The sequence below is a fragment of the Brachybacterium sp. Z12 genome, assembly GCF_014400405.1.
Lineage (GTDB): Bacteria > Actinomycetota > Actinomycetes > Actinomycetales > Dermabacteraceae > Brachybacterium.
This window is the reverse complement of the sequence record NZ_CP060496.1, coordinates 1,569,406-1,593,392: the sequence shown is the minus strand read 5'-3', so window position 1 is coordinate 1,593,392 and position 23,987 is coordinate 1,569,406. Positions and strand designations below refer to the sequence as shown.

Annotated in this window: 16 protein-coding genes and 6 pseudogenes; 12 read left to right on the top strand and 10 right to left on the bottom strand. The window is 68.0% G+C overall.

Annotated elements, in window-relative coordinates; all coding sequences use genetic code 11:
* Nucleotides 1–44 precede the first annotated feature (44 nt).
* Nucleotides 45–1,712, top strand: a complete 1,668-nt coding sequence (locus tag H3H54_RS08485) for a DEDD exonuclease domain-containing protein (protein WP_262426249.1) — start codon at nt 45–47, stop codon at nt 1,710–1,712.
* A 49-nt stretch (nt 1,713–1,761) separates the two neighbouring features.
* Nucleotides 1,762–2,043 (top strand): Lrp/AsnC family transcriptional regulator, encoded by a 282-nt coding sequence (locus H3H54_RS08480; protein ID WP_262426248.1) that lies wholly within the window; start codon nt 1,762–1,764, stop codon nt 2,041–2,043.
* Between the two features lie 97 nt (nt 2,044–2,140).
* Here H3H54_RS08480 and trpD read toward each other — a convergent pair whose 3' ends face one another.
* Complete coding sequence (gene trpD, locus H3H54_RS08475) at nt 2,141–3,223, bottom strand: anthranilate phosphoribosyltransferase (RefSeq protein WP_262426247.1); 1,083 nt, start codon at nt 3,221–3,223, stop codon at nt 2,141–2,143.
* Nucleotides 3,224–3,458: 235 nt separating this feature from the next.
* On the opposite strand from trpD, the gene H3H54_RS08470 reads away from it, so the two are divergent.
* The 4 genes and pseudogenes from H3H54_RS08470 to H3H54_RS08455 all read left to right on the top strand — a co-directional run bounded on the left by H3H54_RS08470 (nt 3,459) and on the right by H3H54_RS08455 (nt 7,848).
* Nucleotides 3,459–4,193, top strand: a complete 735-nt coding sequence (locus H3H54_RS08470; RefSeq protein WP_262426246.1) for a heme-copper oxidase subunit III — start codon at nt 3,459–3,461, stop codon at nt 4,191–4,193.
* Nucleotides 4,194–4,286: 93 nt separating this feature from the next.
* A pseudogene (locus H3H54_RS08465) lies at nt 4,287–5,086 on the top strand (c-type cytochrome).
* Between the two features lie 8 nt (nt 5,087–5,094).
* Nucleotides 5,095–6,164 (top strand): annotated as a pseudogene (locus H3H54_RS08460) (Rieske 2Fe-2S domain-containing protein).
* 4 nt (nt 6,165–6,168) lie between these two features.
* Nucleotides 6,169–7,848, top strand: a complete 1,680-nt coding sequence (locus H3H54_RS08455; protein WP_262426244.1) for a ubiquinol-cytochrome c reductase cytochrome b subunit — start codon at nt 6,169–6,171, stop codon at nt 7,846–7,848.
* Here H3H54_RS08455 and H3H54_RS08450 read toward each other — a convergent pair.
* Complete coding sequence (locus tag H3H54_RS08450) at nt 7,842–8,339, bottom strand: hypothetical protein (protein WP_262426243.1); 498 nt, start codon at nt 8,337–8,339, stop codon at nt 7,842–7,844. The genes H3H54_RS08455 and H3H54_RS08450 overlap by 7 nt on opposite strands.
* 197 nt (nt 8,340–8,536) lie before the next feature.
* On the opposite strand from H3H54_RS08450, the gene H3H54_RS08445 reads away from it, so the two are divergent.
* Nucleotides 8,537–9,010 carry a GNAT family N-acetyltransferase gene (locus tag H3H54_RS08445; RefSeq protein WP_262426242.1) on the top strand — a complete coding sequence of 158 codons (474 nt, stop codon included), beginning with the start codon at nt 8,537–8,539 and terminating at the stop codon, nt 9,008–9,010.
* A 416-nt stretch (nt 9,011–9,426) separates the two neighbouring features.
* Here the strand turns inward: H3H54_RS08445 and H3H54_RS08440 are convergent, their stop codons facing one another.
* The 5 genes and pseudogenes from H3H54_RS08440 to H3H54_RS08420 form a co-directional block, all read right to left on the bottom strand.
* Nucleotides 9,427–9,843, bottom strand: a complete 417-nt coding sequence (locus tag H3H54_RS08440; RefSeq protein ID WP_262426241.1) for a cytochrome c oxidase subunit 4 — start codon at nt 9,841–9,843, stop codon at nt 9,427–9,429.
* 1 nt (nt 9,844) lies between these two features.
* Nucleotides 9,845–11,557: a cytochrome c oxidase subunit I gene (ctaD, locus tag H3H54_RS08435; protein WP_262426240.1), complete on the bottom strand. Its 1,713-nt coding sequence runs from the start codon at nt 11,555–11,557 to the stop codon at nt 9,845–9,847.
* Complete coding sequence (gene coxB / locus H3H54_RS08430; RefSeq protein ID WP_262426239.1) at nt 11,554–12,492, bottom strand: cytochrome c oxidase subunit II; 939 nt, start codon at nt 12,490–12,492, stop codon at nt 11,554–11,556. The genes ctaD and coxB overlap by 4 nt, the downstream gene beginning before the upstream one ends.
* A 386-nt stretch (nt 12,493–12,878) precedes the next feature.
* Nucleotides 12,879–13,238, bottom strand: a complete 360-nt coding sequence (locus H3H54_RS08425; protein WP_262426238.1) for an iron-sulfur cluster assembly accessory protein — start codon at nt 13,236–13,238, stop codon at nt 12,879–12,881.
* 416 nt (nt 13,239–13,654) lie between these two features.
* Nucleotides 13,655–15,051 (bottom strand): annotated as a pseudogene (locus tag H3H54_RS08420) (dipeptidase); the annotation flags it as partial.
* Nucleotides 15,052–15,301: 250 nt separating this feature from the next.
* Between H3H54_RS08420 and H3H54_RS08415 the strand changes: the two are divergent.
* Complete coding sequence (locus tag H3H54_RS08415; RefSeq protein ID WP_262426237.1) at nt 15,302–15,769, top strand: DUF3043 domain-containing protein; 468 nt, start codon at nt 15,302–15,304, stop codon at nt 15,767–15,769.
* A gap of 95 nt (nt 15,770–15,864) precedes the next feature.
* Here H3H54_RS08415 and aspS read toward each other — a convergent pair.
* Nucleotides 15,865–17,671: pseudogene (aspS, locus tag H3H54_RS08410) on the bottom strand (aspartate--tRNA ligase).
* A 335-nt stretch (nt 17,672–18,006) separates the two neighbouring features.
* On the opposite strand from aspS, the pseudogene H3H54_RS08400 reads away from it, so the two are divergent.
* A pseudogene (locus H3H54_RS08400) lies at nt 18,007–19,917 on the top strand (DEAD/DEAH box helicase).
* 77 nt (nt 19,918–19,994) lie between these two features.
* Here the strand turns inward: H3H54_RS08400 and trxA are convergent.
* Together trxA and hisS are read right to left on the bottom strand one after the other, a co-directional pair.
* Nucleotides 19,995–20,363: a thioredoxin gene (gene trxA, locus H3H54_RS08395; RefSeq protein ID WP_262426235.1), complete on the bottom strand. Its 369-nt coding sequence runs from the start codon at nt 20,361–20,363 to the stop codon at nt 19,995–19,997.
* Nucleotides 20,364–20,433: 70 nt separating this feature from the next.
* Entirely contained in the window at nt 20,434–21,804 is a 1,371-nt protein-coding gene (hisS, locus tag H3H54_RS08390; protein ID WP_262426436.1) for a histidine--tRNA ligase, read from the bottom strand.
* A 731-nt stretch (nt 21,805–22,535) separates the two neighbouring features.
* Between hisS and H3H54_RS08385 the strand changes: the two are divergent.
* From H3H54_RS08385 to H3H54_RS08375, 3 genes and pseudogenes are all read left to right on the top strand, one after another.
* Nucleotides 22,536–23,144 (top strand): annotated as a pseudogene (locus H3H54_RS08385) (DUF349 domain-containing protein); the annotation flags it as partial.
* Between the two features lie 41 nt (nt 23,145–23,185).
* Nucleotides 23,186–23,494: a DUF349 domain-containing protein gene (locus H3H54_RS08380; RefSeq protein WP_262426234.1), complete on the top strand. Its 309-nt coding sequence runs from the start codon at nt 23,186–23,188 to the stop codon at nt 23,492–23,494.
* Nucleotides 23,449–23,718 (top strand): hypothetical protein, encoded by a 270-nt coding sequence (locus H3H54_RS08375; protein ID WP_262426572.1) that lies wholly within the window; start codon nt 23,449–23,451, stop codon nt 23,716–23,718. The genes H3H54_RS08380 and H3H54_RS08375 overlap by 46 nt, the downstream gene beginning before the upstream one ends.
* The last annotated feature ends 269 nt before the right edge of the window (nt 23,719–23,987 follow it).

Here is a 23,987-nt window from a genome sequence, read left to right as displayed (position 1 = left end):
GCCGCTCCGGTTCGAGCGTCGGGGCCGCGTCGTACGCTTCGGCCATGTCTGCACGCCGCCAGCTGAGCTTCGACGATCTCGGGACCCCGCTGGCCGAAGCCACGCTGGTAGTGGTGGACCTCGAGACCACCGGCACGGATCCCGCAGGAGACGCAATCACCGAGATCGGTGCCGTGAAGGTCCGCGGTGGCGAGGTGCTCGGGGAGTTCCGCTCCTTCGTCGACCCCGAGAGACCGATCCCTGCCTACATCGCCTCGCTGACCGGGATCACGGACGCCTCCGTGGCCGGCGCACCCTCCATCCGCACAGTGCTGCCGATGTTCCTGGACTTCGTGGGCGATGCTGCGCTGGTCGCGCACAACGCCCGCTTCGACATCTCCTTCCTCAGCACCCAGGCGGCGGCCTGCGAGATCGCATGGACGAAGCCCCGGGTGCTGGACACCCTCACGCTCGCGCGGGCCGTGTTCCGCCGGGACGAGGTCCGTGACCACAAGCTCTCCACCCTCGCCGCACACGTCGGGGCGAGCATCACCCCGGATCACCGGGCGCTGTCCGATGCCCGCGCCACCGTCGACGTCCTCCACGCGATCATCGAACGGCTCGGGCCGACGGGCGCCTCCACGCTCGAGGACCTCAGCGGCGCCCATCGCCGGGCGAGCCCCGCCCAGCTGCGCAAGAAGCATCTGGCCGCGCAGATCCCCGCCGTACCGGGCGTCTACCGGTTCCTCGACGCCCAGGGCGCTGTCCTCTACGTCGGGACCTCACGCAACCTGCGCTCGCGGGTCCGCACCTACTTCACGGCCGCGGAGACCCGCCGCAAGGTCCTCGACATGCTTCCCCGCGCGGAATCGATCGGCGTGATCGAGTGCGCCACTCCCACCGAGGCGCGGGTGCGGGAGCTGAGGATCATCGCGCAGGAGAAGCCGCCCTCGAATCGACACGGTCTCACCCCCGACAAGGCCCACTGGCTGCGACTCGGCTCGGATTCGCAGGGCCTGCGGGCCGCACGGCTGGCACGGTCCGAGGCCGACGGCTCCGCCCAGATCGGTCCGCTCACCTCCCGTCACGATGTCGAGCCGCTGCGAGGCCTGCTCACCGATGCGATCCTGGGGCGCGGCGCGTCGCTCGAGGCCGGGGCGCGGGGCGGCGCACCCGCATCGCTGCACAGCCATCGCGGGCGCCTCCGACGGGCCATGGTCGATGATGACCCGCGCGAGGTGCTCGACCATGTCGCGGCCCGTCTCCGCGCCCACGTCGATGCCGGGCGCTACGAAGACGCGGAGAAGCTGCGCAAGCTCGCGCTGACCTATCTCTCCGCAGCGCATCGCGCATCTCGCCTCCGGGCGCTCGCTGCGGTGCCGCTGCTCATCGCCGCCCGACCCAGCACCGAGGCCGTCATCGGAGGCCGTGGATGGGAGCTGCTCGCGGTGCGGCACGGGCGCTACTCCGGGACCACCCTGGTGCCGGCGCACAAGGATCCCCTTCCGTTCGCACGTTCTCTGGCCCTGACCGGGACCGGGGAGGCTGAGCTGGCCGCACCGCTCTGCCAGGGCTACCACCAGGAGGCCGAGATCATTCTGGGCTGGCTGGAGAGCGAGGGCATGCGCACAGTGCTCGTCGACGGGACCTGGCAGGTCCCTGCCCGCGCCCGCTTCGATCAAGAGCACCTCGCTCGGCGCTTCGCACGGACCGGGGGCCAGGAGGCGGCATAGGCTCGGGTCAACGTCCCGGCGCGCCCGGCGCCCTGTCGAAGGAGAAGCCATGATCACCGCCATCGTCTCGATCGTCGTCGAGCCCAGCCGCATCCCCGAGGTCGCTCAGGCGGTCGTGGACATCGACGGCATCGAGCAGGTCTACTCCGTCACCGGCGATGTGGATCTGATCGCGGTGGCGCGCGTGCGGGCGCACGAGGACCTCGCCACGGTCATCGCCGATTCGCTGAGCAAGGTGGACGGGGTGCTGGACACGACCACGAACATCGCCTTCAAGACCTACTCGAAGCAGGATATGGATGCTGCGTTCGATCTGGGCATCGACGGCTGAACCTCCCGGAGCCGGGCCGTGCCCGTCATATGCAGGAAGCCCCCGACCGGTGGTCGGGGGCTTCCTGTCGATCCGGGCCGGAGGCCCGATCCGTTCCTCAGCCCTGCCGTTCGAAGGCGTCCTGCGAGGCTGCGGCCCAACGGTTGATCAGCTCGGCGGGTCGACCTGAATCGAGCGTGTTCACGACCTCATCGAACGCAGCGACGAAACGCTCTTCGAATCCGTCCTCTGCCGGCTGACCGATCCCGTCGAACGCGACGACACCTGCGGCGGCGTTGAGCAGCACCGCGTCGCGGATCGGTCCCATCCTGCCGTGGCGGAGTCCCGCGTAGAGGTCGCGCGCCACCTGGGCGTTCTCCTCTGCGGTCCCTCCCCGCAGCGAGTCATGCCCGCTGCGCGGGACGTCCACCAGCACAGCGGGGTCCAGCACATGCCGTCGGACCTCGCCTCCCCGCACCTCCCAGATGTCGGAGGGAGCAGTGACCGTCAGCTCATCCAGCCCGTCCTGGCCGCGGAAGACCAGCGCACTGGTCCCCCGTGAGGCGAAGACACCGGCCACCGTGGGAGCGATCGTCGGATCGGCGACACCCACGGCGCTCGCCCGCGGGCGAGCGGGGTTCGTGATCGGTCCCAGGATGTTCATCACCGTGGGGATCCCCAGACCCCGTCGCGCCTCCGCCGCATATTTCATCGAGGGGTGGAAGACCTGGGCGAAGAGGAAAGTCATGCCGATACGGCTCACCAGCTCCTCGACCTGAGACACCGGCAGGTCCAGGCGGATGCCGAGGGCCTCCAGCACGTCCGCCGAACCGGATTTCGAGGTCGAGGCACGGTTGCCGTGCTTCACCACGGTCCGCCCCGTGGCGGCGATCACCACGGATGCCATGGTGGAGATGTTCACGGTCTGCGCGAGGTCGCCACCGGTCCCGACGATGTCGATCGCCTGCGCGGGCGCGTCCACCGCGCGGGCATGTTCGATCATCGAATCGGCCAGTGCCTCGAGCTCCGTGCTGGTGACACCCTTGGACTGCAGCGCGACGAGGAAGCCCGCCAGCTGCACCGGAGTCGCGTTCCCCGACATGACCTCGTCCATCGCCCACGACGCCGCAGGACCGTCGAGCTCCTCGCCGCGCACGAGCTGCGCCGTGATCCTGGACCAGGTTGGGGTGTTCTCGTTCATGCTCCGATCATCGCATCTGCACACCGCTGATCGTCGACCTGATCACGGTGCGGATCACGGAACGGTCACGGCCCCGCACATGGCGGACCACCTGGGGCTATCGATGCGTGTCTGGGTTCGTGACACGACGTCAGGAGAGATATGATGGCCCGGTCCGCCCGGGGCGCAGGCCCCGCGATGTGCCCGGTCGTCGTGTACCGGCACACCGAATCTGACGACACGACATAATGGTGACGTGACTACTGCGACCTTGCCTGAGCGCTCAGCCCCCGCTGCCACCCCAGCGGTCGGCCGCCCGAACCCGACGCAGATCGGCACCCTCGTCTGGCTTGCCAGCGAGTTGATGTTCTTCGGCGGCCTGTTCGCCATGTTGTTCACCCTGCGCTCGATGGCGCCGGACACCTTCTCCGAAGGTCAGTCGAACTTCACCCATGGTTTCGCGCTGCTGAACACCTCGATCCTTGTGTTCAGCTCCGTGACCTGTCAGATCGGCGTCTACATCGCCGAGGGCCGGTGGCCCAACGGTGCCACCTTCACTCCGCGAAAGCGCCGTGAGGGCTCGATCTTCAACATCGCCGGCTGGGGGATGATCGAGTGGTACACGCTCACCTTCATCCTCGGCGCGATTTTCGTGTCCGGTCAGGCGTACGAGTACGCCGAGCTCGTCCACCACGGCGTGACGATGTCATCCTCGCCCTTCAGCTCGGTGTTTTACCTCTCCACCGGCTTCCACGGCATTCACGTGATCGGCGGCCTGATCGCCTTCCTGATGGTCCTCATGCGGGCCTACGCGGCGGATCAGTTCACGGCCCATGAGCAGGTCTCCGCGATCTGCATCTCGTACTACTGGCACTTCGTGGATGTGGTCTGGGTCGTGCTGTTCTTCATCGTGTACATGCTCGATCCGATCATGACGCTCGGGAACTCCGGCCATGCAGTCCCGGTCGACTTCAACTGGAGGATCTTCTGATCCCCGGTGACGCACACGGCCGCTCAGGCCCGTTGCGTCCCCCTTCCCCCGTCACCGCTCAGTCCACCCCCTCCACGAATCGAGGTCCGAACCGTGAAGGCTCTCGCCGCACGTCGTCATCACCCGATGGCGCTACTCGTGATCCTGTTGCTCGCGCTCGTCGCGACCGGCGGGCTGTATGCCGCCCTGCAGCCGCAGACGGCCCAGGCCGAGGCCTACACAGAGGATGACGTCGACGCTGGCGAGGCGCTGTTCCTCGCCAACTGCGCGACCTGCCACGGCCGCAACGCGGAAGGTCTCCTCGACGCCGATGGCGGCACCATCGGCCCGTCCCTGATCGGTGTGGGCGCCGCCTCGGTCGATTTCCAGGTGGGCACCGGCCGCATGCCGATGCAGTCCGCCGGCGCGCAGGCCGCCCGCAAGCCCCCGCAGATGAACGAGGAGCAGACCCGCCAGCTGGCCGCCTACGTGGCCTCGCTCGGCCCCGGTCCCGCGGTTCCCGACGAGGAGTGGCTCGACACCAGCAAGGGTGATGCCACCAAGGGTGGCGAGATCTTCCGGATCAACTGCGCCATGTGCCACAACGCTGCCGGTGCCGGCGGTGCCCTGACCCGCGGCAAGTACGCACCCCCGGTTGTCGGCCTGGAATCCAAGCACGTCTACGAGGCCATGGAGACCGGCCCGCAGAACATGCCGGTCTTCAACGACACCAACCTCTCCCCGTCGGACAAGCGCGACGTCATCAGGTACCTCGAGACCCTCGATGAGACGGGCTCCCCGGCGGTATCTCCCTGGGCTCGCTCGGTCCGGTGACCGAGGGCCTGTACGTGTGGACGATCGTTCTGTCCCTGCTCCTGGGCTGCGCAGTGTGGCTGGGGGCGAAGGCCAAGTGAATGCGAGCATGAACAACAACCTCGACGGCAGCTCCCCGCCAGCGGCGTGAGCGCCATCTCCTCCAAGGAGGGTGGCGGCTTCCCGAACCCGGGCCTGCCTCCCCATGTCCATCGCCAGGCGGATATCTCGAAGGCCGCGGAGAAGCGCGCGGAGCTCATCGTCGCCAGCATGTTCCTGCTGAGCGTCGTGGGCACGGTCCTCTTCATCGCGGCGTACTTCCTCGTCACGCCCACCGGCATCAACCTCTTCGCGGAGGAGAAGAGCCCCAGCGCCCTGTGGTGGTCGAACCTCACCATCGGCCTCGGACTCGCGATCGCCGTGTTCTTCATCGGTGCGGCCGCCGTGCACTGGGCCAAGACCCTCATGCCCGATGAAGAGATGGTCGAGGAGCGGCACGACATCCGCAGCTCCGACGAAACCCGCGAGGCCGCCGTCGGCATCATCAACGACGGCCTCGAGGAGTCGGGCATCGCCCGTCGCCCCGTGATCGTCACCGCGATGGTCGCCGCTCTGGCAGCGCTTCCGATCGCCGTGCTGGCTCCGCTGTCGACGCTCGGCCCACTGCCGGGCAACAAGCTCCACCACACCTTCTGGGGCCACAACCCGGGCCAGCGCCTCGCCCGCGATCACGACGGCACGCCGATCAAGCTCTCCGACGTCGCGATGAACTCGATCTTCCACATCATGCCCGAGGGCCTGACCAGCGAGACCGAGCACCATATCGAGGAGCGTGCGAAGGCCGCGGCCGTGATCGTGCGCTTCGACCCCAAGCTCGCCAAGAACGAGGACAGCATGGCGATGGGTGTCGAGGGAGTGCTGGCCTTCTCCAAGATCTGCACCCACGTGGGCTGCCCGGTCGCTCTCTACGAGCAGCAGACCCACCACATGCTGTGCCCCTGCCACCAGTCCACCTTCGACGTCACCGACGGCGCCAAGGTGATCTTCGGCCCGGCGCACCGCCCCCTTCCCCAGCTCCCGATCCAGGTCGACGACGAGGGATACCTGGTGGCCCCCGGCGACTTCATCGAGCCGATCGGCCCCAGCTTCTGGAACATCCACAAGAACAAGGATGTGTGATCACGTGTCGACCACGACTCCCAGCACCCGGAAGCAGACTTCCGTCGACGCGAACAATTCCCGCGTGTACAAGCTCGGCGCAGTAGGCGGCGACTGGCTCGATAAGCGCGTCGCCGGCGGCGGCCTCATCAAGTTCATGGCCCGCAAGATCTTCCCCGACCACTGGTCGTTCATGTTCGGTGAGGTGGCGCTGTACAGCTTCGTCATCCTGCTGATCTCGGGAACCTTCCTGACGATGTTCTTCGACCCCTCCATGTCGGAGGTCGTCTACAACGGCCCGTACGAGGCGCTGCAGGGCGCCACGATGTCTCGCGCCTATGAGTCCACGCTCGAGATCTCGTTCGAGGTCACCGGCGGCCTGCTGTTCCGCCAGATGCACCACTGGTCTGCACTCGTGTTCATGGTCGCGATCTTCGTGCACATGTTCCGCGTGTTCTTCACCGGTGCGTTCCGCAAGCCGCGCGAGCTCAACTGGCTCGTGGGCTTCACCCTCATGGTCCTGGGCATGGTTGCCGGCTTCTCCGGCTACTCCCTCCCCGATGACGTGCTCTCCGGCAACGGCCTGCGCGTCGTCGAAGGGCTGATGAAGTCCATGCCCGTGGTGGGCACGTACCTGGTGATGCTCATGTTCGGCGGCGAGTTCCCCGGCACCGACATCATCCCGCGACTGTTCACCGTCCATATCCTGCTGGTCCCCGCGATGATCCTCGGACTGATCGCGATCCACCTGGTGCTGCTCGTGCTGCACAAGCACACGCAGTACCCCGGCCCGGGTCGCACCGAGCGCAACGTGGTCGGGTTCCCGGTGTTCCCGGTCTACGCGGCCAAGGCCGGAGGATTCTTCTTCCTGGTCTTCGGGATCATCACCATGATCTCGGCGACCACCTCGATCAACGGGGTGTGGAACTACGGCCCCTACGACCCCTCCCCCGTCTCGGCAGGCTCGCAGCCTGACTGGTACATGCTCTGGACCGACGGCGGGCTGCGCCTGATCCCGGGCTGGGAGTCGACGATCTTCGGCTACGTGCTCTCCTGGAACATGCTCATCCCCATGGGCATCTACGGGCTGCTGCTGGCCGCTCTCGCGCTGTACCCGTTCCTCGAGGCATGGGTCACCGGAGACGATCGCGAGCATCACCTCAACGATCTGCCGTACAACACCCCGGTCCGAACCGGCCTCGGGGTCGCCTGGATCATGACCTACCTGATCCTCGCCCTCGCGGCCACGAACGACCTGATCGCTATTGCTCTGGACCTGTCGATCAACGACCTGACCTGGGCACTGCGGATCGGCTTCTTCGTGGTGCCGGTGCTGTCGTTCTACATCACGAAGCGACTGTGCCTGTCGATCCAGCGCCAGAAGCGTGACCTGGCACTGCACGGCGAGGAGACCTCGCGGATCGTGCGCACGGACACCGGCAACATGATCGAGATCCATGCACCGCTGAGCGAGTACGACCGCTGGGTCCTGGTGCAGCACGATGACTACCGCCCTCTCAAGGCCGGTAAGGGCGTCTCCGCGCTCCGTGCGAAGGCCACGAGCTTCTTCTTTAAGGACCGGATCGATCCGGTCACGCCGGCCGAGCTCCGCGAGGCGCTCGAGCATCACGGCCACGAGAAGCACGTCATTGACGAGCTCACCGGCGGGGACTACCGGACCCCCTCGGAGAAGTCGTCTCACTGACTGAGCCGTTCTGGCTGCGCTGAACGCAGACGTTGAAGGGCCCCGAGGAACTGTTCCTCGGGGCCCTTCGCACGTCCCGGGCAGCTGCTGGGGAGCGGTGAGGCATCTTGCCACTGTTTGTCCCGTACTCGCTCGGCACCGAGCGGCAGCTCACTCCAGATGCGGGTTGAAGGAGGACGTGCGCTCCCCGGCCGCTTCCCGGCAGCAGCTTCTGCCAGATATCGGGCGGCGATCCTGCTCAGCCGACGATCGTTCTTGCGCAGCGCCCGTACGGAGCGCAGCGACGCGGAATCCGCGTCGATCTGCTCTGCTGCGAACACCCGGCGCGCCCATTCGACGGCGCCCTCGAAGTCCTCATCGTCCGGGAAGAGCTGCCGCAGTTCCTGACGCGCCCTGCCCACCGGGTTCGCTCCACCGATCATCGTCGACTCCTTCTGCTCGTCGTCCGCGTCCGATCGCGCGCACGGCGCGATCATAGTCGCCGCATTCATGGCGGGAGCTGACGCTATACCGCGGGCCGCGCGGCCGGACGTGCTCCTCGGTCCGGCCGGCGGGGCACACCACGGGCTTCAGCCAGACGGGCCCAGGATTACGTATCCAAAGCGCTGTTTCACTCAACACGCCTTTTGATTGCTTACCAACCAGCGCGGTCGATGATCCGGTACTCCCCCTCCCCGTCACCTTCGTCATGACCAACAGGGATCGCCGTCCACGTACCGAAGACCTGGACGGGGTGAGGTATGTCGGCGTCTCCACCTGGCCAGCGACATACGGCACCATCAAAGGCGCGCGCTACGTGATGGAGGGACTGGACTCCTACTGGAGTGCCGAAGCGATCCGTGCAGCCATCGACGCAGACAACATCGACGTTGCAGAAACCTCACAAGGCGTGGTCGGCATGACCGAAGTCGAGGGCCTCGGGGACGACCTCGTCATGTGGAAGCTCTATGTCTTGCCATCGGAACACGGCTCAGGACTCGGGCACGCTCTTGACGAAGCCGCCAAGGACCGAGCACGAAAGCGTGGATGCGATCTGCTTACCGAGTACGAACCGGACAACTCGACCGCGGGTACGTTCTACGCACGAGAGGGGTTCAACCACACCGAACCGCCCTGGCCAGAAACTGATGCCGTCTGGCTCCGCTGGCGCAGAGACCAATAGCGCGACGCACAACCCTCGCCGAGAGCCCCGGGCCAATCACGCAGCCCACCCCTCGACGAAGTTCGAAGGGACACCCCGGCAAGACGACGAGATATGGCACGCCCCGCAGCCCGCATCTCGTGCCATGGTCCGGGTGTGCGGGTGGCGGCGAAGCCCCTCACGACCTGCCTCCAACGTCATTGCGTGATGAGCTGATCGGGACGCATGAGGCTCGCGCGGCAAAGCGGTCCCGGCGCTCGAGGCGCAGCGGTGCGAGCTCCCGTACATCTCCATGGCCGCGCTCTATGCGCTGGTCTCTGCAGCAGGGGCCACAGGGCGCGCAGTGCCCAGGAAGCAAGCAACGGGCCCCGCATCGATGAACGATGCGGGGCCCGCTGGCGATGTGCATGCCCTTGAAGAGGCATGCGAACCGTTGATCAGTGTGCGTGCTGTCCCACGGAGAACTCCATGACCCAGAGCAGCACGCCGTAGATGGCGAACATGACGCCGAAGGCGAAGATCCACCATCCTGCGGCCACACCGAGGAAGCAGAGCGAGGCGCCGAGGGATGCCCACAGCGGTGCCCAGCTGTACGGGGAGAAGCTACCCTGCACGCCGGCGTCATCGGAGACCTCGCCGTCCAGGTCGTCAGAGGCTCCGAGGTCGTTCTTCTTGACGGCCAGGGAGGCAGTGACGGCGATCATCATGGCGAGACCAGCCAGCGCGAGGAGCGCCGGGAAACCGACGGTCTCGATGCCCAGGGGCTCGTAGGTGCCAGTGACGAAGGCGTACGCGATGGCGACGATCAGGAAGAAGACCGCCAGGATCCAGAAGATCTTTGCCGTTGCTCTCATGTCAGTTCGTCCTCGGGTTCGCAGCGGGTTCTTCAGCGAGCATGTGGTCCTGCAGCGCGACCTCCGGGTGGTGGAGATCGAACGCCGGACGCTCGGAACGGACACGGGGCAGGGAATGGAAGTTATGACGCGGCGGTGGGCAGGAAGTCGCCCACTCGAGAGAAGCGCCGTAACCCCAGGGATCATCGACCTCCACCTTCTTGCCCTTGACGTGGGTCAGCACCACGTTGAGCAGGAACGGCAGGGTCGAGGCACCCATGATGAACGCACCGACGGTCGAGATCTGGTTCATCCAGTCGAACCCGTCCTCGTGGAGGTAGTTCACGTATCGACGCGGCGCACCGTCCACACCCAGCCAGTGCTGGATCAAGAACGTCATGTGGAAGCCCAGGGTCAGCAGCCAGAAGTGCAGCTTGCCGAGCCCCTCGCTGAGTTTGTAGCCGAACATTTTCGGCCACCAGAAGTAGAAGCCGGCGAACATCTCGAAGACCACGGTGCCGGCCATCACGTAGTGGAAGTGCGCGACCACGAAGTAGGTGTCGGAGATGTGGAAGTCCAGCACCGGCGAGGACAGGATGACTCCGGTCAGGCCACCGAAGATGAAGGTGGTGAGGAAGCCGAGGGTGAACAGCATCGGGGTCTCGAAGGTCAACGACCCTCGCCACATCGTGCCCACCCAGTTGAAGAACTTCACGCCCGTCGGCACCGCGATCAGCATTGTCATGAAGGCGAAGAAGTCGAGCATGACCGCACCGGTGGTGTACATGTGGTGCGCCCACACGGTGACGGACAGTGCAGCGATCGCGATCGTCGCACCCACCAGCGTCTTGTAGCCGAAGATCGGCTTGCGGGAGAAGGCGGGGATGATCTCGGAGGCGATACCGAAGAAGGGCAGCGCGAGAACGTACACCTCGGGGTGGCCGAAGAACCAGAAGAGATGCTGCCACAGGATCGGTCCACCGTTGGCAGGATCGAAGATGTTCGCTTCGAAGCGCCGATCAGCGCCTAGCGCCAGCAGGGCGGAAGCCAGCGGCGGGAACGCCATCAGCACCAAGACTGCGGTGATGAGAGTGTTCCAGGTGAAGATCGGCATGCGGAACATGGTCATGCCGGGCATCCGCATGCACAGGATCGTGGTGATGAAGTTGACCGAGCCGAGGATCGTTCCGAAGCCCTGCAAGGCCAGGCCGAACACCCACAGATCACCGCCCAGGCCAGGGGAGAACGTGGTGTCCGACAGTGGCGCGTAGGCAAACCAGCCGAACGAGGCCGCCCCCTGAGGGGTGAGGAAGCCGGAGACCACGATCAGCGAGCCGAAGCCGGTGATCCAGAAAGCGAACATGTTCAGGCGCGGGAAGGCCATGTCCACGGCGCCGATCTGCAGCGGCACGAGGTAGTTCGCGAAGCCGTTGAACAGCGGTGTGCCGAACATGAGCAGCATGATCGTGCCGTGCATGGTGAACAGCTGGTTGTACTGGTCCTTGGAGACCACGACCTGCAGTCCAGGCTCCCAGAGCTCGGTGCGGATGCCGAGTGCGAGCAAGCCGCCGAACGCGAAGAACGCGAAGGCCATGCCCATGTACATCATGCCGATCAGCTTGTGATCGGTCGTGGTCAGGAGCTTGAACATCTGCTGGCCGAGATTCGTCGGCCGCTCTTCCTGGAACCGCGCGGCGACCGAGCTGCTCGGTGCGGCGGTGGTCTCGGTGCTCACTCGTTCTCTCCCTCGGTACCGGTGGAGTCGGTCTCCTCGGTGTAGCGAGGACCGGCATCATCATGCATCTCGCGCATGCTCCACTCCTCCTGGTTACGGTTCAGATCCACGCCCAGCTGGCCCTCGTAGCCCTGCGTACGCAGCTCCTCCATGTGCGCGTCGAACTCCTCCTGGGAGACGACGACCACGTTGAACAGCATGTCCGAGTGGTACTCGCCGCAGAGCTCCGCGCACTTGCCGGCGTAGGTGCCCTCACGCGTCGGCGTGAGCTGGAAGCTGTTGGTGTGCCCCGGCACCATGTCCTTCTTGTACAGGAAGTCCACGACCCAGAACGAATGGATGACGTCACGCGAGTCGAGGCGGAACTCGACGGTCTGGCCGACGGGGAGATACAGCTCCGGCAGCGACTCCGCCGCGCCCGGCTGGCCGGTGGCGAAGGACTGCACACCCGCGGGCTCGTGGACGTCCTGGTCGACGTAGTTGATGTCCCAGCTCCACTGCTTGGCGACCACGTTGACTGTGTAGTCGGGCTCCGCCACGTGCATCTCGATCTCACGGGCGTCACGCTGCGTGAAGTAGAAGAGGGTCAGCACCATGACCACGGGTACGAGCGTGAACATCAGCTCGAGCGGCACGTGGTAACGCAGCTGGACCGGGAAGCCGGTGTCGTTCTTGCGGCGGCGGTAGGCGATCGCGCACCAGATGGTGAGGCCCCAGATCATGATGCCCACGAGGACCAGCACCGCCCAGGAGCCGACCCAGAGGTTCGTGATCCGCTCGGTGTGGCTGGTGACCTCCTGACCATCTTCCGGGCCGGGCATGAACCCGCGCTGCTGCGCCTGGGTGCAGCCGGCGAGGACCAGAGTGGCCAGGGCGAGGCCTGCTGCCGCTGCGCGACGTACACGCCGTGCGCGCTGAGGGACCTGGGGGATCACAGGGGATGACCTTCCGCTCGTCGTCTCCGGACCGCGTCTCCGGACCGAGCGCGTCGACTCGGTCCGGCTCCGCGGCGCGGAGCTGGTACTGATGTGGGCGGGACATGCCCACAGTGCCGCGCCCTCCCCGTCATAGGAAGGCCGTGACCGGCCCGAGGGCCCGCCACTTGACGGCACTCCGTCATCATACGGGTTTCCGGAGGTGGTGGAGCCACCTCGACTCGCCGCAGAGCATCCCATCCGCAGCTCCGTGACCGGTCCGTGATCTGCAGGTAGCCGTGATCACACGAGAACGGGCCCGGCCCGGTGATCTGATCGTCACCGGGACGGGCCCGTCTGCATCTCTGGCATCGGCCGCGAGGCGGATTCGATGCGGTCATACCGGCTCAGCCGAAGGAATCGCCGCAGGCGCAGGAGCTGCCGGCGTTGGGGTTGTCGATCGTGAAGCCCTGCTTCTCGATGGTGTCGGAGAAGTCGATCACCGCGCCGCTGAGGTACGGGCTGCTCATCTTGTCGACGATCACCTCGACCCCCTCGTACTGGGCGACCAGATCGTTGTCCATCAGGCGCTCGTCGAAGTACAGCTGGTAGATCAGTCCGGAGCAGCCACCGGGCTGGACGGCGATCCGCAGGCGGAGGTCGTCGCGGCCCTCCTGCTGCAGCAGCGTGGTCACCTTCTGCGCGGCGCCGGAGGTGAGGGTGACGCCATGCGCATCGGTGGGGCGCTCGGTAGTGGGCGTGGTCATGCTTTCCTCCTCGAAGCTCGTGTCCTTCCAGGATACGCCTCGGCGTCGTGGAACGGGGGACGGTGTGCACGGCGATCCGTCTCACCTTCCCGGCGTGGCCCGCAGCACCTCGTTCCCTTGCGGATCCGGAGGCTCAGATGACGCCTCGGAAGAACGCCAGCAGGAGTACACCTGCGTATCCCAGCAGGACACCCACCACCGCTCCGGTCGCACCGTCGCGGCTCCTGCCCGAGAACACCATGGAGACTGCCGCGAGGAGCACGGCGCCGACGACCAGCAGGCCCCACCACACGAGGAAGTAGCCCGCGAAGAACCCGATCATCAGGCCGAGCAGCAACAGCGGGACCATCAACGGAGAGATGGGGGTGCCCGCTCCCCCGGGCTGTTCCACCGGCCTGTTCATGCTCCGCCCCCCCCAGCACGCCGGCGCTGCGCAGCAGCAGAGCTTCAGCGAGGCAGACCCGTGCGAATTCGCCCAGGTGCAGGGACTCGTCGATGCCGTGTGCCCGGGACTCGGGATCCTCCACCCCGGTGACCAGCACCTCGGCTTCGGGGAAGACGTCGAGCAGGTCGGCGATGAAGGGGATCGATCCTCCCAGACCGGTATCCACCGCCGCAGTGCCCCAGGCGCGCGCGAAGGCGGTGCGGGCGAGGTCCATGGCGGGCGACGCCTGCCGAGCGCTGTAGGGCTTGCCCCGCTCTCCCCGATGCACCGTGACCTGAGCGGTGGAGGGAGTGTGCCGCTCGAGGTGCGCGACGAGCGCCTCCATCGCCGAGTCCGGGTCCTCGCCCGGCGGGATCCGCAGCGACACCTTGGCCCGCGAGACGGGGACCAGGGTGTTGGAGGCCTCACGCACTGTGGGCGCGTCGATTCCGATCACGGAGAGCGCCGGGCGGGTCCACAGACGTGCGGTCAGGGAGCCGGTGCCCGAGAGCTCGAGCCCTTCGCTCACCCCGGCATCGCGACGGTAGTCCGCTTCGCCCATCTCGACCGTCGGGTCGGGCGCACGGAGCAGTCCCTCGACTGCGACTTCGCCGTTCTCGTCATGCAGGGTGGCCAGCAGGCGGGAGAGCTGGGTGAGCGCATCCATCACCGGGCCGCCGAACAGCCCCGAGTGCACGGCATGGTCCAGCGCGCGCACCTCGACGACCACATCCACCACGCCTCGCAGGCTGGTGGTCAGCGCCGGGGTGCCCACAGCCCAGTTGGCGGAATCGGCCACGACGATCAGATCTGCGGCGAGCCGATCCCGGTACGTCTCGATGAACGGGCGGAAGGTCGGGGAGCCCGCCTCCTCCTCGCCCTCGACGAAGACCGTGACGCCGACCCCGTCGGCGGTCAGCTCCTCGCCGACCAGGCGCAGAGCGGTCACGTGCGCCATCACTCCGGCCTTGTCGTCGGCCGCGCCGCGCCGTAGAGGCGCCCGTCCCTCTCGACGGGCTCGAACGGCGGGCTCGTCCAGTCCTCCGGGTCCCCGGTGGGCTGGACGTCATGGTGGGCGTAGAGCAGCACCGTGGGCCTGCCCTCGGCGGCGGGCGTACGGCCGATCACCGCGGGACTGCCGCCCTCGACGGACTCGATGCTCACCTCAGCCATGCCGGCACCTCGCAGCAGGGCGGCGACCGCCTCGGCGCTGCGCCGCACCGGGTCGCGGTCATAGCCGTCGAAAGCGATCGAGGGGATGCGCACGAGGTCCTTCAGGTCCTCGACCGCGGCCGGCAGCAGCGTCTCCAGCCGCGCGCGCAGCGTCTCCACCTCCTCGGCATCACCGAGTGGAACGAGGTCCTGGCGGGAGGGATCATGAGTGGTCATGCCCGTCACGGTACCGCCGGGATGGGCGTGCGCACGGTCGGCGCGACGTCGGCGAAGCAATGTCTCGGCTCACGCCGGAACCCGCCTTCGACGGAGTCCCAGGACCCGTCACCTAGACTGCCCTGGTGATCTTCCGCAAGTCCGAGACCCCCAGAACCCTGAGCCCGAGCTGCAGCCTGCGCGCCCCGGCTCCAAGGGACGACCCACCCGTACCCGCAAAGAGGCCGAGGCGGCCCGTCGCAGGCCGCTGGTGGTCGACGACCGCAAGGAGGCCCGCCGCCGGGACCGCGAGAAGGCGAGCCAGGAGCGGATGGAGGCCCAGCAGGCCCTGATGACGGGCGATGAGAAGAAGATGCCGCTCCAGCATCGGGGCCGGGAGCGCAGCTTCGTGCGCGATGTGGTCGACTCCCGTCGCAACGTCGCAGAGCTGTTCTTCCCGCTCGCCCTGATCTTCATGCTCGTCGCGCTGGTCCTCCCGCTGATCCGCCCGGACCTCACCACCCTGCTGAGCACCGGCATGATCATCGTGCTGTGGGGCGGCATCGCACTGTGCGTCGTCGACAGCATCTTCCTGCGCAAGCGCCTGCGCCATCAGCTCACCGAGCGTTTCGGTGGGGTGCAGCAGGGCCTGGTGGGCTACGGCATCATGCGGGCGATCCAGATCCGGCGCTTCCGTCTGCCCCGCGCGCAGATCAAGCACGGCGAGTCGCCCCGCTGAGCAGACCCGCGGCCCCCGCCCGAGCTGAATTCCGGGGATGACAGAACGGCCGACGCGAGAGATCGCGTCGGCCGTTCTCGTCTGTGGGGAACCGGTCAGGCGCCGGAGCCCTCGCCGGCGGCCTGCTTCGCCGCCTTCTCCTCGCGAGTGACAGGCTTGGCGTCGACCCCGGCCTCCTTGCGCTGCTGGGGCGTGATCGCCGCAGGCGCCGCGGTCAGCGGATCGTAGCCGTTGCCGGTCTTGGGGAAGGCGATGACCTCTCGGATCGACTCCTCCTTCGCCAGCAGGGCGACGATGCGGTCCCAGCCGAAGGCGATGCCACCATGCGGCGGGGCGCCGAACTGGAAGGCATCGAGCAGGAAGCCGAACTTCTCCTGCGACTCCTCCTCTCCGATCCCCATGACCTTGAACACGCGCTGCTGCACGGACTGGTCGTGGATACGGATCGAGCCGCCGCCGATCTCGTTGCCGTTGCACACGATGTCGTAGGCGTAGGCCAGCGCGGAGCCCGGGTCGGCGTCGAAGGTGTCCATGAATTCGGGCTTCGGGGAGGTGAAGGCGTGGTGGACCGCGGTCCACGAACCCTCGCCCACCGCGACGTCACCGGCGGCACGGGCATCAGCCGCGGGCTCGAACATCGGGGCGTCGACCACCCACACGAAGGCGAAGGCGTCATGGTCAATCAGGTCGAGGCGTTCGGCGATCTCGTTGCGGGCGGCGCCGAGCAGGGCACGAGAGGCCTTCGCCTCGCCGGCGGCGAAGAAGATGCAGTCGCCGGGGCTGGCACCGGTGGCCGCGAGCAGGCCGGCCTTCTCCGCGTCCGAGATGTTCTTCGAGACGGGGCCCGTGAAGGAGCCGTCCTCCTGGACCAGCACGTAGGCCAAGCCCTTGGCACCGCGCTGCTTGGCCCATTCCTGCCAGGCGTCCAGCTGGCGGCGGGGGCTGCGAGGCTCCGCCGGCCATCACGATCGCGCCGACGTACGGGGACTGGAACACGCGGAACGGCGTGTCCTGGAAGTACTCGGTCATCTCGACCAGTTCGAGGTCGAAGCGCAGATCCGGCTTGTCGGAGCCGTAGCGTCGCATCGACTCTGCATAGGTGATGCGCGGGAACGGCGTCGTGACCTGATGGCCGCCCTTGGCCCACACCGCGGTGAGGATCTCCTCGGCCAGGGAGAGGACGTCCTCCTGGTCCACGAAGCTCATCTCGACGTCGAGCTGGGTGAACTCGGGCTGACGGTCGGCGCGGAAGTCCTCGTCGCGGTAGCAGCGGGCGAGCTGGAAGTACTTCTCGACCCCGCCCACCATGAGCAGCTGCTTGAACAGCTGCGGGGACTGCGGCAATGCGTACCAGGAGCCGGGCGCGAGACGCGCGGGCACCAGGAAGTCGCGGGCGCCTTCGGGCGTGGAGCGGGTGAGGGTCGGGGTCTCGACCTCGAGGAAGCCCTGGTCCAGGAGGGTGTCGCGGGCGGCGCGGTTGACCTCGGAGCGCAGGCGGAGGGCCGCGGCGGGGCCCTGACGACGCAGATCGAGGTAGCGGTAGCGCAGTCGTGCCTCCTCACCGACCTCCGAGTGCTCGTCGAGCTGGAACGGCAGCGGCGCGGAGGCGCTCAGCACCTCGACCGTCTCGGCCGTGACCTCAATCTCACCGGTGGGCAGCAGCGGGTTCTCATTGCCTTCGGGGCGCTTCCCGACGATGCCCACGACCTTCAGCACGTACTCGTTGCGCAGGTGCATCGCCTCGTCCTCGCGGACCACCACCTGGGTGACGCCGCCCGCATCGCGCAGATCGAGGAACGTCACGCCGCCGTGGTCACGGCGACGGCCGATCCAGCCGGTGAGGGTGACGGTCTGTCCGATGTGCTCCTGGCGGAGCTCACCGGCGGTATGGGTGCGCAGCACGAGGTGTCCTTCTGAAGGGTTCGATGGGCACGGCTCTCCGGGCGCGGATGCGCTCGGCGGCCGTCACGCGGGTCGCGTGGAGGATCCAGCCTACCGCGCAGGGTGAGGGATATCGCCACCGTGGCACTGTTGCGGGGGCCATCACGCCCGTAGACTCGACAACGGTCCGACCTGCGAGATCGCAGGTCCGTTTCCGCCCGAGTTCGCCCGAGGCGCATCATGCCACCGCATGATCCTCGTTCCGCGAGATGTATGGGCGCCCACGCCCAATGACTGGGCAATCACGCCCTGCGACACGTTAGGGCTTGTTCACCCCCTGACTGTCGAAGGACAACATGACTGATTTCTCCCCTGCCTCCGATCCCGACACCAGCGTCGACGTCGACAGCACTGTCGCCCCCGACGCCGCTGTCGCTCCCGAGTCCGCTGTGACTCCTGAGGCCACCGCCGCTCCGGAGGCCACCGACTCCCCCGAGCCGGAGGCGCCCGCCGAGCCGGAGGCGCCCCTGCAGGCCCCAGCTTCGACGACATCGCTCTTCCCGCCCCGCTGCGCCGGGCGGTCGACGAGCTCGGCTTCACCACCCCGTCGGCGATCCAGGCCCAGGCCATCCCGCCGCTGCTCGAGGGTCGCGACGTGATCGGCGTCGCCCAGACCGGCACCGGCAAGACCGCCGCCTTCGGGCTCCCGCTGCTGGCCGCGATCGACCCGTCGCTGCGCCAGGTGCAGGCCCTGGTCCTCGCCCCCACCCGTGAGCTCGCGATGCAGGTGGCCGACGCCATCGCATCCTTCGCCACATCGATCGGCGGCCTCGACGTGGTCGCGCTCTACGGCGGCTCCCCCTACGGCCCGCAGGAGCGGGCGCTGGCGCGCGGCGCCCAGGTCGTGGTCGGCACCCCCGGCCGCGTGATGGACCACATGCGTCGCACGAACCTGCGCCTGGACACCATCCGCTTCGCCGTCCTGGATGAGGCTGATGAGATGCTGCGGATGGGCTTCGCGGAGGACGTCGAGGAAATCCTCTCCCACTCCCCGCCAGCCGTCAGGTGGCCCTGTTCTCCGCCACCATGCCCTCGGCCATCCAGCGGGTCGCCCAGACCCACATGAAGGACCCGGTGCGTGTGAGCGTGTCGCCGCAGTCCTCGACGGTCAAGAGCGTGACCCAGACCTACGCCGTGGTGCCGTTCCGGCACCGCACCGGTGCCCTCGCACGCGTGCTGGCGACCTCCAAAGCAGAGGCCGCGATCGTCTTCGTGCGCACCCGTGCCGCGGCGGAGGAGGTCGGCTCGGCGCTCGTCGCCCGCGGCCTGATCGCTTCCTCCATCAGCGGTGACGTGCCCCAGAAGGAGCGCGAGAAGATCGTCGAGCGGCTGCGCGACGGTTCGCTGCAGGTGCTGGTCGCCACCGATGTCGCCGCTCGCGGCCTCGACGTCGAGCGGATCGGCCTGGTCGTCAACTTCGACGTGCCCAAGGAAGCGGAGTCCTACGTCCACCGCATCGGTCGCACCGGCCGCGCGGGACGCTCCGGTGAGGCGCTGACCTTCATCGGCCCCCATGAGCGGCGGCAGCTGAAGAACATCGAGCGCGCCACCAAGCAGACGCTTGCCGAGGCGGTCATCCCCTCGCCCCGCGACGTGTCCAAGCACCGCCTAGCCGAACGCCTGGCACAGGTTCCGGACCGGATCGAGCGCGGCCGTCTCGAGCTCTACCGCGAGCTGATCGGCGAGTTCGTCACCGAGCAGGGTCTCGACCCGGCCGAGCTGGCCGCTGCGCTCGGCGCGATGATGGTCGGCGACGAGGGTCCCGGCACCGCGACCGAGGAAGAGGAGTTCACCGCGAAGCTCTCGGGCGATGACCGCCAGAGCGACCGCGGCCCGCGCGGCGAGCCGATGCAGACCGAGCGTGGATACACCTCGTACAAGGTCGGCGTGGGCCACACCCACGGCGCCCGTCCCCCGGCATCGTCGGTGCGATCACCGGCGAGGGCGGCCTGACCGGCAAGGACATCGGCAAGATCCAGATCTTCCCGAACTTCGCCCTGGTGCAGATCCGCGGGTCCCTCTCGACCGAGCAGATGGACCGGATCTCGCGCGCCAAGGTGGGCGGCCGCGAGCTGCGCATCGGCCCGGATCAGGGACCGCGCGGAGGCAAGGGCCCGCGCCGGGACGGCGATCGTCCGTTCCGTCGTGACGACCGCGGGAGCCGCCCCGACTCGAAGCGCCGCCCCTTCCGCCGCAACGAGGGCTGAGCCCGCGCGCTCCCCTGACAGAGAACGACCCCGCCACCGAGATCGGTGGCGGGGTCGTTCCGCGTCGAGCGGGTGGTTCAGTCCTGCTTCTCCTGGGCCTCGGCGTAGGCCTTGCGGACCTCGTCCATGTCCAGGTTCTTCACCTGGCCGATGAGGTCCTCGAGTGCGGACTGCGGGAGGGCGCCGGCCTGGGAGAACACCGGGATGCCCTCGCGGTAGGCGACCAGGGTCGGGATCGAGGTGACGCCGTAGCGCATCGCCAGATCCTGCTGGTCCTCGGTGTCGACCTTGGCGAAGGTGACGTCCTCGTGCGAGTCCGAGGCCTCCTCGAAGATGGGGGCAAAGCGCTGGCACGGCACGCACCAGCCCGCCCAGAAGTCGATCAGGACGATGCCGTCCTCGACGGTCGCGTCGTGGTTCTCAGTGGTCAGGGTGAGCGTAGCCATGACCGGTGGAACGCTGCGGCCCCGCGGAACATTCCCGCACGGCCGCAGCGTGACTCAGCTCACCGCCGGTTCACGGGGTCGCGGTCTGCTCCGCGGCTAGGACCCGCACGGTCCGATCCTCCGCCGGCGGCTCCCAGACCGTCGCCTCCGCGGCGGTCTGCTCGCCGCTGCGGATGTCTTTGACCTCGTCGGCCGCTCCTTCGCCGCCCGGGAACCAGATGAAGGGGATGCCGCGACGGTCCGCGTACCGGATCTGCTTGCCGAACTTCGCCGCGGTGGGCGCCACCTCGCAAGGGATCCCCCGGCTGCGCAGCGAGCGGGCGACGGCATCGCTGAGGTGGCGCTGCTCCTCGTCGGCGACGGAGACGAGCACGCAGGTGGGCACCTTGCGGCTCGGCCTGGCGAGACCTGCGGACAGGAGCCGGGAGACCAGGCGCGACAGGCCGATGGACAGGCCCACGCCCGGATAGGTGTGGCGGTTGTCCACGGCCAGCGAGTCATAGCGCCCGCCCGAGCAGATCGAGCCGAGCGATTCATGGCCGGTCACGAAGGTCTCGAAGACGGTGCCGGTGTAGTAGTCGAGCCCGCGTGCGATCGAGAGGTCGGCCATGATCACGCCGGGCACCGCGGCCTCGACCCGCTCGAGCACAGCGGTGAGCTCAGCGATGCCCTGCTCCACCATCTCGCCGCTGCCGCCGAGCTGCCTCACCTGCTCGGCGAAGGAGCCGTCGCGAGTGCGGATCGCGGCGAAGTCGAGGCAGGCCTGCGCCTGCTCCGGGGTCGCTCCGGTCTCGGCCAGCAGCAGCTCGCGCACCGCCTCCGCGCCGACCTTCGGGAGCTTGTCGAGGCTGCGCAGCACCGCGGTCTGGTCCTCGAGGCCGATAGAGCGGAAGAATCCCTCGGAGAGGCGGCGGGTGTTGGCGTGGATCGTGAACTGCGGCATCGGGAGCCGGTCGAGGATCTCGGCCATCACCGTGGCGACCTCGGCCTCGATGTGCCCGGGCAGGGTGTCCTGGCCGATCACGTCGAGGTCCGCCTGGTAGAACTCGCGGAAGCGGCCGTCCTGCGGGCGCTCGCCACGCCAGACCTTCTGGATCTGGAAGCGCCGCAGCGGGAAGGCGAGGTCGTTCTGGTGCTCGAGGACGTAGCGGGCCAGTGGAACGGTGAGGTCGAAGTGCAGCCCCAGGGTGCGCGACTGGTCGTTCCCGGTCTGTTCCGGGGCGTCCTCGCCCTCGGCGTGGAGGCGGCGCAGCACGTACACCTCCTTGTCGATCTCTCCCTTGCGCAGCAGCTGCTCGAGCGGTTCGACGGCGCGCGTCTCGATGCCCGAGAACCCATGCAGCTCGGCCACCTCGCGGAACACGTCGATCACGTGCTGTTCCACGAGACGCTCCGCGGGGAGCCACTCCGGGAAGCCTGACAGGGCGGCGATCTTCGCCATGCGGTGCACATCCTTCTGGTTCTTGGGCTGAGTGCCGGGGTCCATTATCCCCCCTGGGGTGCTTCGGGTATCGGGGGCAGGACCGGTCTGACGAGATGCGCCGGTCACTGTAGAGTTCCGTGACGTGGTTCTCCCCGTTCCCGGGGCAGTCCACGTGCCAGCCCGACCGCCGATCATGGCGGCAGTGTCCCGCCCTGCAGCGGATCCCTCCGAAGGAGCTCAATCGTGAGCGAGTCCGAGACTCCCGTCCCCGCGTCGATTTCCGCCGATCAGTCCCCTGAGACGGCCGCCGATCAGGCTCCTGATCAGGCCTCGACGCCCCCGACCGACTCCGCCCCCGAGCCGGCGGACGCCCCCACGGGCGCCGACGCCCCGACGGACGGCGCAGAGGCCGCCGCGCCGGCAGAGCAGGCGGAGGCCGAGCCTGCGCAGCCCGAAGGGGACGCCGGAGCATCCGACGCCGCCGCGGTGCCGAGCACGCCCGAGGCCGGCTCCGCCACGGACGAGACCGCGACGCCCGGTCCCGGAGCCCCCGCTCCGAAGCCGACGCCGGGGACGGTCCCCAAGCCCTCGATGCCCTCCCCCGCCGTTCTGGCGGCGAAGAAGCCCAGCGCCGCGCTGCTGCCGGTCGCTCCCCGGTCACCGAGTACTCCGCCGAGGAGCTCGCCACAGCGATCGCCTTCGGCACCGTCGCCGAGGACGGTGCCGTCACGGTCCAGGACGGGACCCAGGTGCGGACCGTCGGCACCACCACCGAGACGGATCACAGCAAGGCTCTGGAGCCCTTTGCGCGCGGCTATCTCGATCTGGTCGCCTTCCTCGACCTGACGCAGACCACGCTGAACGCTCCCGAGCACACGCAGAACGAGCTGAACCGCCTGCTGGAGAATCTGCGGAAGAACCTGAAGGAGCCCCAGGTCGTCGGGGATATCCCGGCGCTGCGGGCGCGGGCCGCGGATCTTCGCGAGCAGGCCAAGGAGAAGATCAAGGCACTCGAAGCCGAGCGCGCCGCCGGTCGCGAGGAGGCGTCCCGCCGTCGCACCGAGTTCGTCGAGTCCATCGAGGCCCTGGTCGCCACGGATCCGGAGCAGATCTCCTGGAAGAACGCCGGCGACACCATGCGCCAGATGGTGCCCACCTGGAAGCAGATGCAGAAGGAGGACGTGCCCCTGGACCGTCCCACCGAGGAGGCTCTGTGGAAGCGGCTCTCGGCGGCTCGCGCCACCTTCGACCGGATGCGCAAGCAGTTCTTCTCGCAGCTGGACTCCAAGCATTCCGAGGCCGCGGCGGTCAAGGAGGAGCTGATCACGCGCGCCGAAGCGATGCAGGAGTCCACCGACTGGGGCCCCACGGTCCGCGCCTACAAGGATCTGATGGCCGAGTGGCGCACCGCACCGCGCGGCAGCCGCAGAAGGATGACGCGCAGTGGAAGCGGTTCAAGGCCGCCCAGGACACCTTCTTCCAGGCACGCAACGCGGACCTCCACGAGACCGAGGAGGAGCAGCGCAAGAACCTCGAGGTCAAGGAGACGCTGCTGGCGGAGGCCGAGGCGATCGACCCGGCCAAGGACCTCGATGCGGCGAAGAAGGCCCTGCATTCCGTCCAGGACCGCTGGGAGGAGGCCGGCAAGGTCCCCCGGGGGACATGCGCCGCGTCGATGATCGTCTGCGCTCCGTGGAGCGTGCTGTGAAGGATGCCGAGCAGGACGAATGGCGTCGCACCGATCCGCGGACCAAGGCCCGTGTGGAGGGCGCCTCCTCGCAGCTGCATTCCGCGATCGCCTCCTACCAGGAGGCGTACGACAAGGCGGTCGCCGGCGGGAACCCGAAGAAGATCGCCGAGACGGAGGCTGCCCTCGAGGCCCGCAAGGAATGGCTCGCGGTGATCGAGCGCTCCGCGCGCGACCTCGGCTGACCTCCTGGAGTCCGCGGCCGCGCACGTCGTGGTCGACTTCTCCTCCACCGCCCCGTCTGTCCACAGTGGCAGGCGGGGCGTTTGCCATCCGGTCCCGGCCCGATCAGAGTCGGGACATGGAACAGCTCATCGCTCCGCGCCGCATCGTGCCGCTTCAGGCCACGGTGCCGCCACAATCGGAGCGGGCACAGGCGCAGGAGCTGGAGCTCCGTCACGTCGGCCCTCACGTCCCGTCGGATCCCGCGTCCGTCGGGCTCTGCGCGGTGTGG

Coding starts and splice junctions, on each gene's coding strand:
- H3H54_RS08485 (WP_262426249.1), top strand. CDS start 45: ATGTCTGCACGCCGCCAGCTGAGCTTCGACGATCTCGGGACCCCGCTG.
- H3H54_RS08480 (WP_262426248.1), top strand. CDS start 1,762: ATGATCACCGCCATCGTCTCGATCGTCGTCGAGCCCAGCCGCATCCCC.
- trpD (WP_262426247.1), bottom strand. CDS start 3,223: ATGAACGAGAACACCCCAACCTGGTCCAGGATCACGGCGCAGCTCGTG.
- H3H54_RS08450 (WP_262426243.1), bottom strand. CDS start 8,339: ATGAATGCGGCGACTATGATCGCGCCGTGCGCGCGATCGGACGCGGAC.
- H3H54_RS08445 (WP_262426242.1), top strand. CDS start 8,537: ATGACCAACAGGGATCGCCGTCCACGTACCGAAGACCTGGACGGGGTG.
- H3H54_RS08440 (WP_262426241.1), bottom strand. CDS start 9,843: ATGAGAGCAACGGCAAAGATCTTCTGGATCCTGGCGGTCTTCTTCCTG.
- H3H54_RS08425 (WP_262426238.1), bottom strand. CDS start 13,238: ATGACCACGCCCACTACCGAGCGCCCCACCGATGCGCATGGCGTCACC.
- trxA (WP_262426235.1), bottom strand. CDS start 20,363: ATGGCTACGCTCACCCTGACCACTGAGAACCACGACGCGACCGTCGAG.
- hisS (WP_262426436.1), bottom strand. CDS start 21,804: ATGGCGAAGATCGCCGCCCTGTCAGGCTTCCCGGAGTGGCTCCCCGCG.
- H3H54_RS08375 (WP_262426572.1), top strand. CDS start 23,449: ATGCGCCGCGTCGATGATCGTCTGCGCTCCGTGGAGCGTGCTGTGAAG.